This window comes from Pseudomonas sp. NMI760_13, from assembly GCF_021283245.1.
Classification (GTDB): domain Bacteria; phylum Pseudomonadota; class Gammaproteobacteria; order Pseudomonadales; family Pseudomonadaceae; genus Aquipseudomonas; species Aquipseudomonas peradeniyensis.
Window position 1 is genome coordinate 1 of sequence record NZ_JAJSRC010000032.1, and the last position, 16,522, is coordinate 16,522.

Sequence of the window (16,522 nt, forward strand, 5' to 3'; positions counted from 1 at the left end):
ACACCGCATCGCGGGGCAAGCCCGCTCCCACGCTACCCAGTCAAATCAAAGAATTATGTTTTGTTCCATGAGAGCGGCCTTGCGCCGCGAAAGGGCTGCATGGCAGCCCCGGCGATTGATGCTTTAACGCTAAAACCCAGGGGCTGCTGCGCAGCCCTTTCGCGGCGCAAGGCCGCTCCTACAGGTCCGCGTTGGCGCGCATAGCTTTTTCCTGCCCAGCAACCACATATTTACTAATTTCCCCGCCCCGCCCCCTGTCCCAGTATCTGGCGCAACTACAACAACAAAGAGCGGGGAAACTGTCATGAGTGCAAGTGCGTCCGTGCCTGCCAGCGTGCAGCACGATCAAGCCGGCTTTCGCCGGGTCCTGGGGCTGGGGTCGCTGCTGGCGGTGGCCGTGGGCCTGGTGGTGTCGCAAGGGGTGATGGTGATGATGCTGCAGGGGGTCGGCGCCGCCGGCCTGGGCTTCATCGTGCCCTTGGGCTTGGCCTACCTGCTGGCCCTGAGCTACGCCTTTTCCTTCTCCGAGCTGGCCCTGATGGTGCCGCGCGCCGGCAGCCTGTCGAGCTACACCGAAGTGGCGCTGGGGCACTTCCCGGCGATCCTGGCGACCTTTTCCGGCTACGTGGTGGTGGCCATGTTCGCCCTGTCGGCCGAGCTGCTGTTGCTCGACCTGATCATCGGCAAGGTCTACCCCGGGGTGTTCCCGCAGTACTCGGTGGCCTTCGGCGTGCTCGCCCTGTTCACCGGCCTCAACCTGATGGGCATCGACATCTTCGCCAAGCTGCAGAGCGCCATGGCCGTGGTCATGGTGATCGTACTGCTGATCCTCGGCGTCGCCGCGATCAGCGAAGGGCATGCCGAGGGGGTCACCACCACCCTGCTGCAGGGCGACTGGAACCCCATGGGCGCCGGGGTGCTGGCCCTGACCGCCATGGCCGTCTGGGGTTTCGTCGGCGCCGAGTTCGTCTGCTCGCTGGTGGAGGAAACCCGCAAGCCCGAACGCAACATCCCGCGCTCGATGATCATCGGCCTGACCGTGATCTTCGCCACCATCGGCCTGTACGGCCTGGGCGCGCTGTTCCTGGTACCCCGCGAAGCCCTGAGCAGCGACGCCCTGCCCCACTACCTGTTCGCCACCACGGTGTTCGGCAAGACCGGCGAGGTGTTCCTGGTGATCGCCGCGGTGACCGCCACCTGCAGCACCCTCAACACGTCGCTCGCGGCCATTCCACGCATGCTCTACGGCATGGCCTGCAACGGCCAGGCGTTCCCCCAGTTCAAGCAGCTCAGCCCGCGGGCGCGCACGCCCTGGGTGGCCGTGCTGTTCGTCGCGGCGATCACCGGCCTGCCGATCCTGCTGATGGGCCAGGACGCCGCGGCAATCAACCTGTTGCTGCTGGCCGCCGCGCTGGCCTGGCTGCTGGCGTACATCATCGTGCACCTGGATGTGATCGCCTTGCGGCTGCGCTACCCACATCTGGCGAGGCCATTCCGCACACCGTTCTACCCACTGCCGCAGCTGTTCGGTATCGGCGGGATGCTGTACGCGATCTGGCATGCCTCCCCCAGCCCGGAAATGAACCTGAAGGTCTTCGGTACGGCGGGAGTGGTACTGGCGGTGGTGTCGCTGATTGCCGTCGTGTGGATCAAGGGCGTGATGAAGAAACCGTTGTTCAGGCCTGAGCCGCTATAACCTTGTCGCGGGGCCAGCCCGCTCCCACAGATGCCTGCGCAACCTGTGGGAGCGGGCTGGCTCCGCGATTGTCATGCCTGCTTCAGATGATCCACCAACCGCCGCAACATCGCATCGCATCCCTGCAACTGCTCGACACTGACAAACTCGTCGGGCTTGTGCCCCTGGTCCATGCTCCCGGGCCCGCAGACCACCGTGGGGATACCCGCCTGATCGAATAGGCCTCCCTCGGTGCCAAAGGCCACAGTACCGAAATCGTCCGAACCGCTGAGCAACGCCACCAGTTGTGCAGCCTCGCTCTCGGCTGGCGTGGCCAGGCCCGGGTAGGCGCTCAGGGCGCGCAGGCGAATATCGCTGGCGCCACTGACGGCATGCATGCGCGGCAGCAGCTCGGCCTCGGCGTAGGTCTGCAGACGGTCGGCCACGGCCTGGGCCTCGAAGCCGGGCAAGGCGCGCACTTCGAAGTCGAACTCGCACTCCTCGGGGACGATATTCAGCGCCCGGCCGCCCTTGATCACCCCGGTCTGCACCGTGGAGAACGGCGGGTCGAAGCGCTCGTCGTGATGCTCGGGACGCGCCAGCTCGTCACCGATCTCGCCCAGCTTGCCGATCAGCCGCGCCGCGTACTCGATGGCATTGACGCCGTAGGGCGCATAGGCCGAGTGGCAGGCGGCGCCATGCACCTGGCAGCGCATGGCCAGCTTGCCCTTGTGGCCGAGCACCGGCTTGAGCTCGGTGGGTTCGCCGATCAGGCACAGCCGCGGCTTGTGCGGACGCTGCGCCAGGGCGGCGAGCATCGAGCGAACCCCCAGGCAACCCACTTCTTCGTCATAGGAAAAAGCCAGGTGCACCGGCAGCTTCAGCGGCTGGGCGAGAAACGCCGGCACCGCCGCCAGCACCGAGGCGATGAAGCCCTTCATGTCGGCCGTGCCACGGCCGTACAGGCGTCCTTCGCGCTCGGTGAGCAGGAACGGTTCGACGGTCCAGGCCTGGCCCTCCACCGGTACCACGTCGGTGTGCCCGGAGAGCACCACGCCGCCACGGTCGGCGGGGCCGATGGTGGCGAACAGATTGGCCTTGGTGCCCGCCTCGTTGTGGAACAGCTCGCTGGCAACGCCAAGTCCGGCCAGGTATTCGCGGATGAAGGCGATCAGCTCGAGATTGGAATCGCGGCTGACCGTGGCGAACCCGACCAAGCGCTCCAGCAGCGCACGGCTGGAAACCTCATTCATCGCCCGGCACTCCATAGCTCGGCGCGGCGGTCGGGTTCAGGGCGCGGGTCACATAGTCCTGCATCTGCGGGCGGTAGGCCTGCCAGAGGCTGTCCAGTTCACCGATGGGATCGTGCTCGGCCCAGTCCACGCGCAGGTCCACCAAGGGCCAGGTCAGCTCTCCGGCGATCTTCAACGCCGCCGAGTGCACCGGCCCCGCCTCGCCACCGGCAGCCATGGCCGCGTGCATCGCCGCCAGCAGGCGGTCGGCCAGGTGGCCGCCGGCCTGCTCGAACGCCGTCACCATGGCCTCGATCACCGCCCGCGACGACAACAGGTTGCCGGCCGCCGCGCATTGCTCGCCGGCCACGGCGTTGTACACGCCCAGGGCCTCCTTGCCGGTGAACAGCGCCACCTGGCCCTGGCTGTCGATCACCGTGACCTGGCGATACTCGCTCCAGCCATTGGCGCTCAGCACCCGGTCCAGCGCCGCTGCGGGCGGCAACTGGCCCTGTTCGAGGGCGTCGAGGATCTGCGGGCCGAGGGCCGGCAAGGTAATGTTCTGGGTCGACACCGCCCCGACCCCGGCACGTACCCACGGGCAGCGGGCGCCAACGGCGATGCTCGAAGAACTGATGGCGATGCCGACCTGGCCGGTTTCCTGGCAGCGGCCGATGATGGAGAAGGTCATGGTGCAGCTCCTGTGTTGAGGTTACCGGCATTCTCGGTGGGCCCCGGGAGCTGCGAAACCAACATTTTCCTCGGTACTGGGCAGGAAAAAACTAAGGCGCCTGCGAATGCATCCTGTGTAGGAGCGGCCTTGCCGAGGCGTCGGACCGGCCGGAAAGGGCTGCGCAGCAGCCCCTGGATTTGTGCCCACCTCAAGATTGCCGGGGCTGCTCTGCAGCCCTTTCCGGCCGGTCCGACGCCTCGGCAAGGCCGCTCCTACAAGATCCTGCGCAACCCTGAACATCCGCGCCACAACACAGGCCTTCGCCAATTTATCGGCAAGCCCCAGCTAAATACTATTTTCGCGATTTCCCGCCCATCCCTAGTCTGGCTCCAGGCAAAGGCGGTCCCCACCGACCTGAACAAGAACGCCGCTGAAGAAGGGCTGGGACATGACACTGAACAACATCGAAATCGACACCCTCGTGGTCGGCGCCGGCCAGGCCGGCGTGGCCATGAGCGAACACCTGAGCAAGCTCGGCGTGCCGCACCTGGTGCTGGAGCGCAAGCGCATCGCCGAGGCCTGGCGCAGCGGACGCTGGGATTCACTGGTGGCCAACGGGCCGGTCTGGCACGACCGTTTCCCGGGCCTGGAATTCGACCTAGACGCCGACGCCTTCGCCGGCAAGGACCAGGTCGCCGACTACTTCGAGCAGTACGTGCGCAAGTACAACCTGCCGGTACGCACCGGGGTCGAGGTGAGGAAGGTGGTGCGCAACGCCGACCGCCCGGGCTTCACCATCGACACCAACCAGGGCGTGATCCGCGCCAACCGCGTGGTGGCTGCCACCGGCCCGTTCCAGCGCCCGGTGATCCCGGCCATCGCACCCAAGGACGAAAGCCTGCACCAGATCCACTCCGCCGCCTACTACAACCCCGAGCAGTTGCCCGAGGGCGCGGTGCTGGTGGTCGGCGCCGGCTCCTCCGGGGTGCAGATCGCCGAGGAACTGATGCGCGCCGGGCGCCAGGTGTACCTGTCGGTCGGCGCCCATGACCGTCCGCCGCGCAGCTACCGCAACCGCGATTTCTGCTGGTGGCTGGGCGTGCTTGGCGAGTGGGACGCGGAGATCGCCAAGCCTGGCCGCGAGCACGTGACCATCGCCGTGTCCGGCGCCCGCGGCGGCCACACCGTGGACTTCCGCGCCCTCGCCCACCAGGGCATGACCCTGGTCGGCCTGACCCAGTCGTTCGAGGGCGGCGTGGCCCGCTTCCAGGACAACCTGGCCGAGAACATCAACCGCGGCGACGAGAACTACCTGGCCCTGCTGGACGCCGCCGACGCCTATATCGAACGCAACGGCCTGGACCTGCCGGAAGAGCCCGAGGCACGCAAGCGCCTGCCCGACCCGGCCTGCGTCAGCCAGCCCTTGCCGGAACTGGACCTGGCCCAGGCCAACGTCAGGACCATCATCTGGGCCACCGGCTACGGCGTGGACTTCAGCTGGCTGCAGGTGGACACCTTCGACGCCAACGGCAAGCCACAGCACCAGCGCGGCGTGTCGAGGGAGCCGGGCGTGTATTTCCTCGGCCTGCCCTGGCTGTCGCGCCGTGGCTCGTCGTTCATCTGGGGGGTGTGGCACGACGCCAAGCACGTTGCCGGCCATATCGCCACCCAGCGCACCTACCTGGCTTACCGCGACCGCGAGCAGCGCGCGGCGGATGAGCAGCAACCCTCGATCAGCAACGTCAGCACTTTCGGAGCCCTCTGATGCCTACCCACACTCGCATCCGCATGTTCAACACCAAGGCCACCTACCCCAACCAGACTCTGGATAACGACCTGTGCCAGGCGGTGCGCGCCGGCAACACCATCTATGTGCGCGGGCAGGTCGGGACCGACTTCGAAGGCCGGCTGGTGGGGCTGGGCGATCCGCAGGCCCAGGCCGAGCAGGCGATGAAGAACGTCAAGCAACTGCTCGAAGAAGCGGGCTCGGACCTGTCGCACATCGTCAAGACCACCACCTACATCACCGACCCGCGCTTCCGCGAGCCGGTGTACAAGGAAGTGGGCAAATGGCTCAAGGGGGTGTTCCCGATTTCCACCGGGCTGGTGGTGGCAGGGTTGGCCCAGGCTGAGTGGTTGATGGAGATCGATGTGATCGCGGTGGTGCCGGATCAGGAGTAACGACATGCGATACCTGGGGCTGCCTTGCGGCCCCTTCACCCTTTCAAGGATTTTCGCTGAACCAGCGTTGAGCCAACTGATAGTTCTGCCAGTTGTCGGTACAGGCAACCCACTCCATAGTCAGCTTTTCGAGTTTGCCAAACTCAGGAGCGGCCATGTCTCATCCAAACTTCCTGCCATCCACAAGGCTGCTGGTGACAGATATTGCCGGCTCGGTTTTGAAACGACTTAGTGACCAGCCGCCAGATGTGTTTGTCTACTGTGCCTTTGGACACCTGGGATCTGCGCGAGCAGTAGCGCCCCTGCTCGGTTTCAATAGCCAGCACCGCGAGCCTTCGACCGGTGTTTACCTGCTTGGAAACGGTTATCGAAGCTTCAACCCAGTACTGATGCGTTTTGTCTCCGCCGACGATATGAGCCCATTTGGTGATGGAGGTATTAATGCTTACTCCTATTGCCATAACGACCCCATCAATCGAGCAGATTCCTCGGGCATGAGCAGCACAATGAATTTATATATTGCGGCAGTAGTAACAACCGCTGTTACCAAGTTCCGAGGATTGATTCATCAGCCCTTCCCCGCGAATGGCAAAAACGGTAACGCGTCTCTACGTACGACCTCCATGCCACCTCGCATATTGCCCACCGTGGCGGTGTCGCCTCGCCCTCGCACAGGGACCGAGCCAGCCACTCAACGCAGTGTGGCAGTGATTTCCTCAACCCTTCCCGCCCGACCGGCAAATGACTTGGTGTCGCCACAGCCAGGTTGGACAAACGCTCCCGCTAACAGATCGTTCATATCGTTGCCACCCTCGACCCAAACACGTAGGCCCATGGCGATAGTACGTCCAGTACAAGCACAAACATCTGCCAACGTGGCATACAGCCCCGAGGCACGTACGGCCGAGAACAATTACTCACGATCCCGCAGCAGCTCGATTGAATCAACAGATTCCTGGGATGAGTGGATTCCCAATCAGGAGGCATTGGATGCTCGTAGACAGGAATCAACAGCTAGGCAAAATGGGGGCGTGCGTACCTCAATCTAGTGTGGTGTTTCTGAAACACCACACTAGGCATTATTTCAGCAGAGGCGGCCCATGCAGCTCCTTTGCCGCATTTGTCAATAGATACCACGCTCGACACCGCCTACCTGCCCAAACCGCCCGGCCTGGAAATCATCGAACGACTCGGCGATTTCCGCCTGACTGTTCATCACGAACGGCCCGTAGCCAACAATCGGCTCGTCGATCGGCTCGCCGCTGAGCAGCAGCACGCTGACCTCTTCCAGCGCCTCGAGGCGCACATCGCTGCCATCGCGCTCCAGCAGCACCAGGCTGGCCGGGCCGGCCTCGCGCTCGTCGTTGACCCGCAGGTTGCCGCGCAGCACCACCAGCGCGGCATTGCGCCCGGCGGCCAAGGGCAGTTGCAACGTGGCACCGGCCTTCAGCCGCAGGTCCCAGACGTCCATCTCGGTGAAGGTGCGCGCCGGTCCCTGATGATCCATGTAACGTCCGGCGATCACCCGCAGGTTGCCCGCCTCGCCTGCCAGCGCCACCACGGGAATGTCGTTGGCCAGCAGCGTCTGGTAGCCCGCCGCGGCACGCTTGTCCTTGGCCGGCAGGTTGACCCACAGCTGCACCATTTCCAGGGTACCGCCACTACGGGCAAAGGCCGGGGAATGGAACTCCTCGTGGATGATGCCGCCCGCGGCGGTCATCCATTGCACGTCACCCGGCCCGATCAAGCCGCCGGCGCCGGTGGAGTCACGGTGCTCCAGCTCGCCCTGGTAGACGATGGTCACCGTCTCGAAACCGCGATGCGGATGCTGGCCGACGCCGCGACGGGCCGTGGTCGGGGTGAAGTCGTGGGGGCCGGCGTAGTCCAGCAGCAGGAACGGGCTGATGTGCCGGGCCAGATGGTCGTAGGTGAACAGGCTGCGCACCGGGAAGCCGTCGCCCACCCAGTGGGCGTGGGGGCTGCGGTGGATACCCTGGATCTTTTTCATGAGAAGCCTCCTCTTGGATAGGTATAACCTTACCGAGGAGGCTAATTAAGCGGTAGACGGAGGAAATAGCATGGATCGTTCTACTGGCAGAACAATCACGCGATCTGTGGGAGCGGCTTCAGCCGCGAATCAGGCGACGCGGTGCCTGGCACCGGCTGCGCCGGTGTTCGCGGCTGAAGCCGCTCCCACAGGGACCGCGCCGACCTTGTACAACGACGTAGATCAGGCGATCGCCGCGTCCACCAGCACCTGGGCTTCGGCCACCAGGCGCGCAAGGTGCGCCTCGTCGATGAAGCTCTCGGCGTAGATCTTGTAGATGTCCTCGGTGCCCGACGGCCGCGCGGCGAACCAGCCGTTGGCAGTCATCACCTTCAACCCACCGATGGCCTGGCCGTTGCCCGGCGCGTGGCTGAGGATCTGCTGGATCGGCTCGCCGGCCAGCTCGGTGGACGTGACCTGCTCCGGCGCCAGCTTGCTCAGCAGCGCCTTCTGCCGCGCATCGGCCTTGGCCTCGACGCGGGTGGCGTACGGCTTGCCCAGCTTGGCGGTGAGGTCGGCGTAGATCTGGCTCGGATTGCGCTTGGTGCGGGCGGTCATTTCGGCCGCCAGCAGCGCCGGGATCAGGCCGTCCTTGTCGGTGGCCCAGACGCTGCCATCCTTGCGCAGGAACGAGGCGCCGGCGCTCTCTTCGCCGCCAAAGCCCAGCGAGCCGTCGAACAGGCCCTGGGCGAAGAACTTGAAGCCCACCGGCACTTCGTACAGCTCACGGCCCAGCGCGGCGGTGACACGGTCGATCAGGCCGCTGGAGACCACGGTCTTGCCCACCGCCGCATCGCTGCGCCATTGCGGGCGGTTGCGGTACAGGTAGTCGATGGCAACGGCCAGGTAGTTGTTCGGCTGCAGCAGGCCGTCGGCGGTGACGATGCCGTGGCGGTCGTGGTCGGGGTCGCAGGCGAAGGCCACGTCGAAGCGCTCGCGCAGGCCGATCAGGCCCTGCATGGCATACGGCGAGGACGGGTCCATGCGGATCTGGCCATCCCAGTCGACGGTCATGAAGCGGAAGGTCGGGTCGACCTCGGTGTTCACCACTTCCAGGTTCAGCTGGTAGCGCTCGGCGATGGCCGACCAGTAGCGCACCCCGGCGCCACCCAGCGGGTCGACGCCCAGGCGCAGGTTGGCACTGCGGATCACCTCGAAGTCGATGACGTTTTCCAGGTCAGCGACATAGCTGCTGACGTAGTCGTGACGCTGGGTGGTCGGTGCCGCCAGCGCCTGCTTGTAGTCCATGCGCTTGACGCCGGCCAGGTTGGCCGCCAGCAGTTCGTTGGCCTTGGCCTCGATCCACTTGGTCACGTCACTGTCGGCCGGGCCGCCGTTGGGTGGGTTGTACTTGAAGCCGCCGCTCTGCGGCGGGTTGTGCGACGGGGTGATGACGATACCGTCGGCCAGGCCCTGCTGGCGGCCACGGTTGTAGCAGAGGATGGCGTGGGACACTGCCGGGGTCGGGGTGTACTCGTCATCCTGGCTCAGCATCACCTGCACGCCGTTGGCGGCCAGCACTTCCAGGGCGCTGGCGGCGGCCGGGGCAGACAACGCGTGGGTGTCGGCGCCGATGAACAGCGGGCCGTCGATGCCCTTTTCCTGGCGATACAGGCAGATGGCCTGGGTGATCGCCAGCACGTGGTATTCGTTGAAGCTCAGCTCGAACGACGTGCCGCGGTGGCCCGAGGTGCCGAAGGCCACGCGCTGGGCCGCCACCGCGGCGTCGGGACGGCCGGTGTAGTAGGCGGTCAACAGGCGGGGGATATCGACCAGCACGCTGGCCGGAGCCGGCTTGCCTGCCAAAGGACTGAGCGTCATGCGGAACCTCGAAATCAACAGAAGTAGGTGTTGGAACGCGCAGTGTACTGGGAGTTTCAGCGCCAGGCGATGGCGGCGTTCACCCCAGCTGCCACCAACTGGGGAACATCTGCCGCACCCGGGGCTCGGCGAAGCGCTCGTCGATCAGCATCAACACGCCACGGTCCTGATCGCCGCGGATCACCCGGCCGGCGGCCTGGATCACCTTGCGCACGCCCGGGTACAGGTAGGCATAGTCGAAACCGGCGCCGAACTGACGGCCCAGGCGCTGCTTGAACTGCTCGTTGACCGGGTTGACCTGGGGCAGCCCGAGGGTGGCAACGAAGGCGCCGATCAGGCGCGTGCCCGGCAGGTCCACACCCTCGCCGAAGGCGCCGCCGAGCACCGCGAAACCCACACCCTGCCCGTGCTCCACGAAACGCGCCAGGAAGGCCTCGCGGCTGGTTTCGTCCATCCCCGGGGCCTGGCGCCACAGGGGAATTTGCGAATGCTTGGCCTCCAGCAGCCGCGCCACCTGCTCCAGGTATTCGAAGCTGCTGAAGAAGGCCAGGTAGTTGCCCGGCTGGCCGGCAAACTGGGCGGCGATCAGCTCGACAATCGGCGCCAGCGACGCCTGGCGCTGCTGGTAGCGGGTGGACACCTCGCTGACGATGCGCACCTGCAACTGCTCGGCCCGGAACGGCGCGGCAACTTCCAGCCAGGCCGTGTCAGCGGGCATGCCCAGCAGGTCGCTGTAGAAGTGCCGCGGGTTCAGCGTGGCAGAAAACAGCGTTACGCTGCGCGCCGCGCTCATCCGTGGCCCCAGCAGCCGCGCCGGCACCACGTTGCGCAGGCACAGCGTGGCCAGGCGCCGCCCCCGTGGGCCGTTGCGCGGGCTGATATCGAACAGGAAGTGCTCGTCGAACAGCTCGGCGATGCGGCTGAACTGCAGGGCCTGGAAGAAGAACTCCAGCACCTTGGGCTCGACTTCGGCGGGCGCCTGGTTCATGCGCTCCTGGATCAGCCCGATGCACTGCTGCAGGGCACGCAAGAAGGCGTCCGGCAGTTGTTCGCTGGCCTGGTACGGCGCCACCTGGGCCTTGTACAGCGCGTTCCACTGCCGGTTCAGCCGGTCGAGGGCACTGCCCAGCCCGGCCGGCTTGCTCTGGCGCAACGCCAGCAACTGCCCCTGGTCGAGGCTGGCGCTGTACATCTGCCGCCCCCGCTCGACCAGGTTGTGCGCCTCGTCCACCAGTACCGCCGTGCGCCACTGGTTGGCCTGGGCCAGACCGAACAGCAAGGCATGGGCGTCGAAGTAGTAGTTGTAGTCGGCCACCAGCAGGTCGACCCAGCGCGCCATCTCCTGACTCAGGTAATAAGGACAGACCTGGTGCGCCAAGGCCACCTCGCGCAGGCTGGCACGGTCGAGCAGCGACACCTGCGCGGCGGCTTCGCGGGCGGCAGGGAGGCGGTCGTAGAAGCCCCGCGCCAAAGGGCAGGATTCGCCATGGCAGGCGTTCTCGGGGTACTCGCAGGCCTTGTCGCGGGCGATCAGCTCGAGGCTGCGCAGGGCTGGTTGCGGCGACGCCCGGGTGATCTGGCGCAGTGCATCGAGGGCCAGGGCCCGGCCTGGGGTCTTGGCGGTAAGGAAGTAGAGCTTGTCCAGCTGCTGCGGCACCACGGCCTTGAGCAGCGGGAACAGGGTACCGAGGGTCTTGCCGATGCCGGTGCTGGCCTGGGCCATCAGGCAGCGGCCGGTGCTCACGGCCTTGTACAACGTCTCGGCCAATTGGCGCTGGCCCTGCCTGAATTCGCGATAGGGGAATGTCAGCGCGCCAAGATCCCGGTCCCGCTCGCTCAGCCGTCGTTCCTGGGCCTGCGCCCAGGCCAGGAAGCGCTGGCACTGGGTCTCGAAGAAGTGCTTGAGCTCATCGGCTTGGTAACGCTCGCTGATCACGGTCTGGCCGTCACTGTCGACATCGAGATAGACCAGCGCCACATCGATCTCCGCCAGCTGCCGTGCCTGGCACAGCAACCAGGCATAGACCTTGGCCTGGGCCCAGTGCAGTTGGCGGTGGTTGTCGGGCTGCCTGGCCAGATCGCCACGGTGGGTCTTGATCTCCTCCAGGCGATTGCGCGCCGGGTCGTAGCCATCGGCGCGACCGCGCACCCGCAGCCCCTGGTACTCGCCCTCCAGCGCCACCTCCGCTTCATAGCCGGCGGCGCGCCGCGCCACCACCCGGCGGTGTCCGGCAATGCCCTCCTGGGCGGTGGGCGACGGGGTGAAGCGCAGGTCAAGGTCGCCAACCTTGGCGCTGAATTCACACAGGGCACGCACGGCCACGGTGTAGCTCATGCCGGCACATCGCTCCAGCGCACATGGCAGACCGCGACCGGCAGCCCGTGGGCATGGCAGAACTCGAGCCAGCGCAGCTGGTTGTCCTGCAGGCGGTCACCCGGCCCCTTGACCTCGATCATGCGGTAGCCGCCCTGCCCCGGCCAGAACTGGATCAGGTCGGGCATGCCGGCGCGGTTGGCGCGGATATCCTGCAGCAGGCGCAGGAAGCAGGCTTTCAGGTGCGCGGGCGGCAAGTGCTCGAGTGCCTGTTCGAGCAGCGGCTCGTCGAGCATCTGCCAGAACACGAAAGGCGACTGCAGGCCTTGCTTGGCCTGGAAGCAGTCGCGGATGGCCTGACGATGGCTGCCATCGTCCAGGCGCCCGAGGCAGGCGTCGAACAGTGCCGCGCGACGCTGCTGGAAGTCGACGTCGTGCAGGTCCTGCGGCCCGCTCTGGAACGGGTGGAAGAACGCCCCCGGCACCGGGGCGAAGATCGCCTCCCAGCACAGCAGGCCGAACAGGCTGTTGAACAGGGTGTTCTCGACATAGTGAACGCTGCCGCTGTCCTGCTCCAGATGCTGACGCACTGCCTCTTCCACCCCCAGTGCTGCCATTTCGGCCGGCAGTTCCAGTTCGATAAGTGTCACTGCCTCGCTGCGCCGGCGCGGCTGTGCCGGACCGCCAAGCTTGCGCGCCAGACGTGGCAGCAGGCGTTCCAGAGCTTGGCGTTCCAGAGCGTTGGCAGGTGCCTGGGCCATATGCCGAGCCAGGGCATGAGCCTCTGGCCATTGCTCGCTGCGCTCGTGGCCCCGGACCTGACGAATACGTGCCTCGGGGTGCGCGCAGTCGGCGTAGATCCGCAGTGCCAGGTCCCAGTCCCCCAGGCGCTCGCACTGTTGGCCGATGCTGAACAGCAGGCGCGCCCGGCGCCGGGCCAGCCAGGGGTTGCTATCGTCGAACCCGTCCAGTGCCGCGAGCAGCTCGGCAGGCGGGGCGCCCTGCTCGAGGTGCTCTGCGCACTGGTGCAGGGTCATGGCCAGGTCGACCTCGGCACGCTGGCGCAAGGCCCGCGAGTCGTCGCTGAACGCCACCTGTTCGTAGCGGAACACCCCGAGGTCGGCAAGCACGAAGTCCGACCAGCTCTGGTACAGGTTGCCGAAGAACAGCAGGCGCAGGCGGTCGCACAACGGCTGCTGGCACCAATGCAGGATCCGCACCGGGAAACCGGGGCACCACTGGGCCAGCGGGCCGGCCGGCAAACCCAAAGCCTGCAACTGCTCCAGCAACCCGGCCTTGCCGGCCCGCGGCCGGGGAAGTCGCCCGGCGAAGCACGTCGCCAGCTCGTCCTTGCGCAGCAACGCCCACAGCTGCTCCACCGTCATCGGCGCGTCGTCGACCACCCAGCCCAACGCCAGCAACGGCGCCAGGGCCACCTCGGTGTCGCCAATCTCGGCATAGTCGAGCTTGTCACTGCGAAACAGCTCGCCCTTGCGCATGACCATGCGTACCAGCAGGGCCTGGCTGGGCACCGGCAGTTCGCTGAAGACCTGGATGAAACCGTGCTCGTCGCGGTCCAGCAGGTCGGCATAGCGCTGCCCGACCCAGCGCAGGACCTGGCGGAAGTTGTGCAGGTAGTACAGGGGATCATCGACGGAATGGGCGATCACGGTGCTAGTCGGTTGCTGAGGAACAAGCACTGGTTATACATACAGATCACATGCCTGGGCAAGCGCGCTGGATCGACGGTCACACGATCGTTAAGAGCACTCGCCCAGAAAGCTGGCCTACTCGACGGCGCGCCACAGCGGATAGCCGCCACCCGGGCTGGCCGGCAAAGGCCGCAGCCACAGGTCGCGCCGGCCCAGCAGCTGGAACAGGCGCCGGGCCTGGTGGCTGAGCGTGCCGGCATACAGCCCCCGCAACTGCGCCAGCTGCAGGCCGCTGGTTTCAACCAGCCACTGGCTGACCGGTTCCGGGCAGGGACGCCCCTGCAAGGCACGGTGCAGGTACGGCAGTGCGACGCGCATGCCCGGATGACACCGCAGCACGAAGGTCTCGAGGTTGTGCCCTTGCGCCTCGAACGGGGTGAACAGCTGGCAGACCAGTTGCGCCTCGCTCACACCATAGGCGCCAGCCAGGCGCGTCTGTGCCTCGCTGCGCAAGGCCCGCCCCTGCGGCCAGGCGGTCGACGGCTGGCGCAAGCGCTGGAAGAACGCCTGGGTGCCCTCGCGATAGCTGCGCTGATCCAGGTACTGCGCCTTGAGTCCATGCAGGTGGGCCAGCGGCAAGGGATCGAACAGCCCTGACGGCCCCTGGGCCTGACTGCCCTTGACGTCCTGCCGGCCGAGCATGCGGTCCAGCGCTCCACCGTCGTCCGGGTGGCGCAACAGGTCCTCGACCATCACCAGGCGCGGCTCGCCGCCGGGCTGGCGCAGCACGGGCGAAGTCGGTGGTTGCCAGGGATCGGCCAGCACCTCGCCCAACTGCTCGAGACCCGCCGCCAGCACATTGTGAGGCGTCAGGGCGTGGGCCACCTCCACGGTATGGCGCAGGCAGCGCCGCCCCCAGGCCAGCAAGCGGTGGCGCTGTGAAAACGGCACGGCGCTGATCAGGATCTGCTCGCCGGCCTCCCCGGCCAGCGCCTGGCCCAGGCTGTTGGCCAGCTCCAGGTAGCCCCTGGCACCGAGCATCGCGTCCGGCTGCCCGCCGACCAGATGGCCGAACAGCAACCAGGCGTTGCCCGCATCGGCCAGTTGCTCGGCCGTGCAGGCCTGGCGGGCACCGAACGGACCGAGCTGCCCGCCATCGGCTCGCAGCAGCTCCACCCGCGGATCGTCATGCATGAACAGCGCGCTGAAGCAACGGTCGTGAAGGGCCAGGGCGGTATCGTCGAGGGTCGGCAGGCGGGCCGCCAGCACGCGCAGGCGGCAGGTGGCGCCATGGCGCAGGGCGATGCTCAACTGCGCGGCGCGCAGGCAGGCCAGAAGATGCGCGCTGCGCCGGTCGACACCGTGCAGCACCAGCACCCGAACGTTGCCGACGTATTCCTGGCCGCCGGCGATGACCAGCAATCGCTGGACCAGCAGCTGCACCGAGGCGCGCTGGGCCTGGGTCATGTGCTCCAGCAGGCGCTGCAGGACTTGCTGGTAGACATAATGCATGGCTTGGTCGTGGGTCTCGGTCATGCTATCGCTCCATCTCCCTGACGGCTTCGAATTGAAGTCCGATTCTGGCAGATGAATAGCAAACCGAGCTTGAAGGAAACTTCCTAAAGCCTAGTAGGACATTTAGCTAAATTTGCCTGACGTCCCTGTAGGAGCGGCCTTGTGCCGCGAAAGGGCTGCGTAGCGGCCCCACGGTTACAGCGTTGACGCATCAATCGCCGGGGCCGCTTTGCGGCCCTTTCGCGGCACAAGGCCGCTCCTACAGGGGTCACACGTGGCTTCAGTGCACACCCATATCCAGCACCACCCGCCCACCACACGGACACTCGTCCATGTGCCGGTGCGCCTCGACCACCTGCTCGAACGGATACACCTTGATGATCTGCGGCGTCAGCAGCTGGTCGGCGGTGAACTGGTTGATGTCGCGCAGCGCCCGCTGCAGGGCCACCTGGTCCTGGGCGATGCCCAGCTCCGGCTTGCCGGTGAAGTTGCCGATGCAGTGCACATGGAACTGGATGTTCTTCTGGAACGCCGCGCAGGCCGGGAACGGCGTCTGGTTGCCGCCCTGCAGGCCGTACAGCACCAGGCTGCCACGCGGCGCCAGGACATCGCCGAGCAGCGACATCTGCGGGCCGCCCATGCCGTCGAGGACCATGTCCACGCCACGGCCATCGGTGTACTTGCCGATCTGCATCAGCAGGTCCTGTTCCTCGGTGACGATCACCTTGTCGGCGCCCAGGCCCAGCAGGTACTCGCGCTGTTCGGGCTCCTTGGTGGCGGCGAACACCTTCAGCCCCAGGGCCTTGCCCAGTTGCACGAAGGCCGGCCCCGCGCAGTGGCTGGCGTCGGTGACCAGCGCGGTCTGCCCGGCCTTGGCCCGCGCCAGGTCGACGAAGGCGAAATAGGCGATCAGCAGCGGCGTGTAGTGCACGCTGGCCTCGATCGGGGTCAGCACATCCGGGTAACGGGTGATGGCGCTGCGCGGCAGGACGATCACATCGCCATACACCGGGTGGTCGTTGGCGCTGGTGGCCGGGAAGCTGGCGACCCGGTCGCCCACCGCGATATCGTCCACACCCTCGCCCACGGCGGTGACCACGCCGGCCATCTCGTGGCCGATGCCGGCCGGCAGCCGCGCCTGGGACGGCGCCAGGTTCTGCCGCCAGAGCACGTCGTACCAGCTGACGCCGATCGCCTCGACGCGAATCTGCACCTCGCCGGTAGCCGGGGACGGTTCGGCCTGCTCCTCGCATCGGAGCACATCGGCCTGGCCGAACTTGTGGAAACGGATCATGCGGGACATCGCATACCTCGCCTGTGTGAATCTCGTATTACCACGGACTTTATCCGGGCTTTCACGGTTGGACCATCAGTGGCTGTTAATAGTCGACATGCCTGTCATTGATTGGGCC

Annotated in this window: 12 protein-coding genes; 4 read left to right on the forward strand and 8 right to left on the reverse strand. The window is 66.3% G+C overall.

The window, feature by feature from the left end; translation table 11 throughout:
• Positions 1–304 precede the first annotated feature (304 nt).
• Positions 305–1,696 carry an APC family permease gene (locus tag LU671_RS24675; RefSeq protein WP_232857197.1) on the forward strand — a complete coding sequence of 464 codons (1,392 nt, stop codon included), beginning with the start codon at positions 305–307 and terminating at the stop codon, positions 1,694–1,696.
• Between the two features lie 71 nt (positions 1,697–1,767).
• Here the strand turns inward: LU671_RS24675 and argE are convergent, their stop codons facing one another.
• Together argE and LU671_RS24685 are read right to left on the reverse strand one after the other, a co-directional pair.
• Positions 1,768–2,928, reverse strand: coding sequence for an acetylornithine deacetylase (gene argE / locus LU671_RS24680; RefSeq protein ID WP_232857199.1), 1,161 nt, complete (start codon positions 2,926–2,928; stop codon positions 1,768–1,770).
• Positions 2,921–3,598 (reverse strand): DUF1028 domain-containing protein, encoded by a 678-nt coding sequence (locus tag LU671_RS24685; RefSeq protein WP_232857200.1) that lies wholly within the window; start codon positions 3,596–3,598, stop codon positions 2,921–2,923. Before LU671_RS24685 ends, argE begins: the two co-directional genes overlap by 8 nt.
• A gap of 430 nt (positions 3,599–4,028) precedes the next feature.
• Between LU671_RS24685 and LU671_RS24690 the strand changes: the two genes are divergently transcribed.
• From LU671_RS24690 to LU671_RS24700, 3 genes are all read left to right on the forward strand, one after another.
• Entirely contained in the window at positions 4,029–5,345 is a 1,317-nt protein-coding gene (locus LU671_RS24690) for a flavin-containing monooxygenase (protein WP_232857202.1), read from the forward strand.
• Entirely contained in the window at positions 5,345–5,761 is a 417-nt protein-coding gene (locus tag LU671_RS24695) for a RidA family protein (RefSeq protein ID WP_232857203.1), read from the forward strand. Before LU671_RS24690 ends, LU671_RS24695 begins: the two co-directional genes overlap by 1 nt.
• 155 nt (positions 5,762–5,916) lie before the next feature.
• Positions 5,917–6,810: an RHS repeat-associated core domain-containing protein gene (locus LU671_RS24700; RefSeq protein ID WP_232857204.1), complete on the forward strand. Its 894-nt coding sequence runs from the start codon at positions 5,917–5,919 to the stop codon at positions 6,808–6,810.
• Positions 6,811–6,884: 74 nt separating this feature from the next.
• Here the strand turns inward: LU671_RS24700 and LU671_RS24705 are convergent, their stop codons facing one another.
• From LU671_RS24705 to LU671_RS24730, 6 genes are all read right to left on the reverse strand, one after another.
• On the reverse strand, positions 6,885–7,769 hold the full coding sequence (locus LU671_RS24705; protein WP_232857206.1) for a pirin family protein: 885 nt from the start codon (positions 7,767–7,769) through the stop codon (positions 6,885–6,887).
• 222 nt (positions 7,770–7,991) lie between these two features.
• On the reverse strand, positions 7,992–9,629 hold the full coding sequence (gene pgm / locus LU671_RS24710; protein WP_232857208.1) for a phosphoglucomutase (alpha-D-glucose-1,6-bisphosphate-dependent): 1,638 nt from the start codon (positions 9,627–9,629) through the stop codon (positions 7,992–7,994).
• A 79-nt stretch (positions 9,630–9,708) separates the two neighbouring features.
• Entirely contained in the window at positions 9,709–11,964 is a 2,256-nt protein-coding gene (locus LU671_RS24715) for an ATP-dependent DNA helicase (RefSeq protein WP_232857209.1), read from the reverse strand.
• Positions 11,961–13,613 carry a VRR-NUC domain-containing protein gene (locus LU671_RS24720; protein WP_232857211.1) on the reverse strand — a complete coding sequence of 551 codons (1,653 nt, stop codon included), beginning with the start codon at positions 13,611–13,613 and terminating at the stop codon, positions 11,961–11,963. Before LU671_RS24720 ends, LU671_RS24715 begins: the two co-directional genes overlap by 4 nt.
• Positions 13,614–13,730: 117 nt before the next feature.
• Entirely contained in the window at positions 13,731–15,131 is a 1,401-nt protein-coding gene (locus LU671_RS24725) for a hypothetical protein (RefSeq protein ID WP_232857213.1), read from the reverse strand.
• A 259-nt stretch (positions 15,132–15,390) separates the two neighbouring features.
• On the reverse strand, positions 15,391–16,413 hold the full coding sequence (locus LU671_RS24730; protein WP_110738667.1) for a zinc-dependent alcohol dehydrogenase family protein: 1,023 nt from the start codon (positions 16,411–16,413) through the stop codon (positions 15,391–15,393).
• Positions 16,414–16,522: the final 109 nt, after the last annotated feature.

Bases quoted from the DNA above. Each gene is read 5' to 3' on its own strand.
- LU671_RS24675 (WP_232857197.1), top strand. From the start codon at position 305: ATGAGTGCAAGTGCGTCCGTGCCTGCCAGCGTGCAGCACGATCAAGCC.
- argE (WP_232857199.1), bottom strand. From the start codon at position 2,928: ATGAATGAGGTTTCCAGCCGTGCGCTGCTGGAGCGCTTGGTCGGGTTC.
- LU671_RS24685 (WP_232857200.1), bottom strand. From the start codon at position 3,598: ATGACCTTCTCCATCATCGGCCGCTGCCAGGAAACCGGCCAGGTCGGC.
- LU671_RS24690 (WP_232857202.1), top strand. From the start codon at position 4,029: ATGACACTGAACAACATCGAAATCGACACCCTCGTGGTCGGCGCCGGC.
- LU671_RS24695 (WP_232857203.1), top strand. From the start codon at position 5,345: ATGCCTACCCACACTCGCATCCGCATGTTCAACACCAAGGCCACCTAC.
- LU671_RS24700 (WP_232857204.1), top strand. From the start codon at position 5,917: ATGTCTCATCCAAACTTCCTGCCATCCACAAGGCTGCTGGTGACAGAT.
- LU671_RS24705 (WP_232857206.1), bottom strand. From the start codon at position 7,769: ATGAAAAAGATCCAGGGTATCCACCGCAGCCCCCACGCCCACTGGGTG.
- pgm (WP_232857208.1), bottom strand. From the start codon at position 9,629: ATGACGCTCAGTCCTTTGGCAGGCAAGCCGGCTCCGGCCAGCGTGCTG.
- LU671_RS24715 (WP_232857209.1), bottom strand. From the start codon at position 11,964: ATGAGCTACACCGTGGCCGTGCGTGCCCTGTGTGAATTCAGCGCCAAG.
- LU671_RS24725 (WP_232857213.1), bottom strand. From the start codon at position 15,131: ATGACCGAGACCCACGACCAAGCCATGCATTATGTCTACCAGCAAGTC.
- LU671_RS24730 (WP_110738667.1), bottom strand. From the start codon at position 16,413: ATGTCCCGCATGATCCGTTTCCACAAGTTCGGCCAGGCCGATGTGCTC.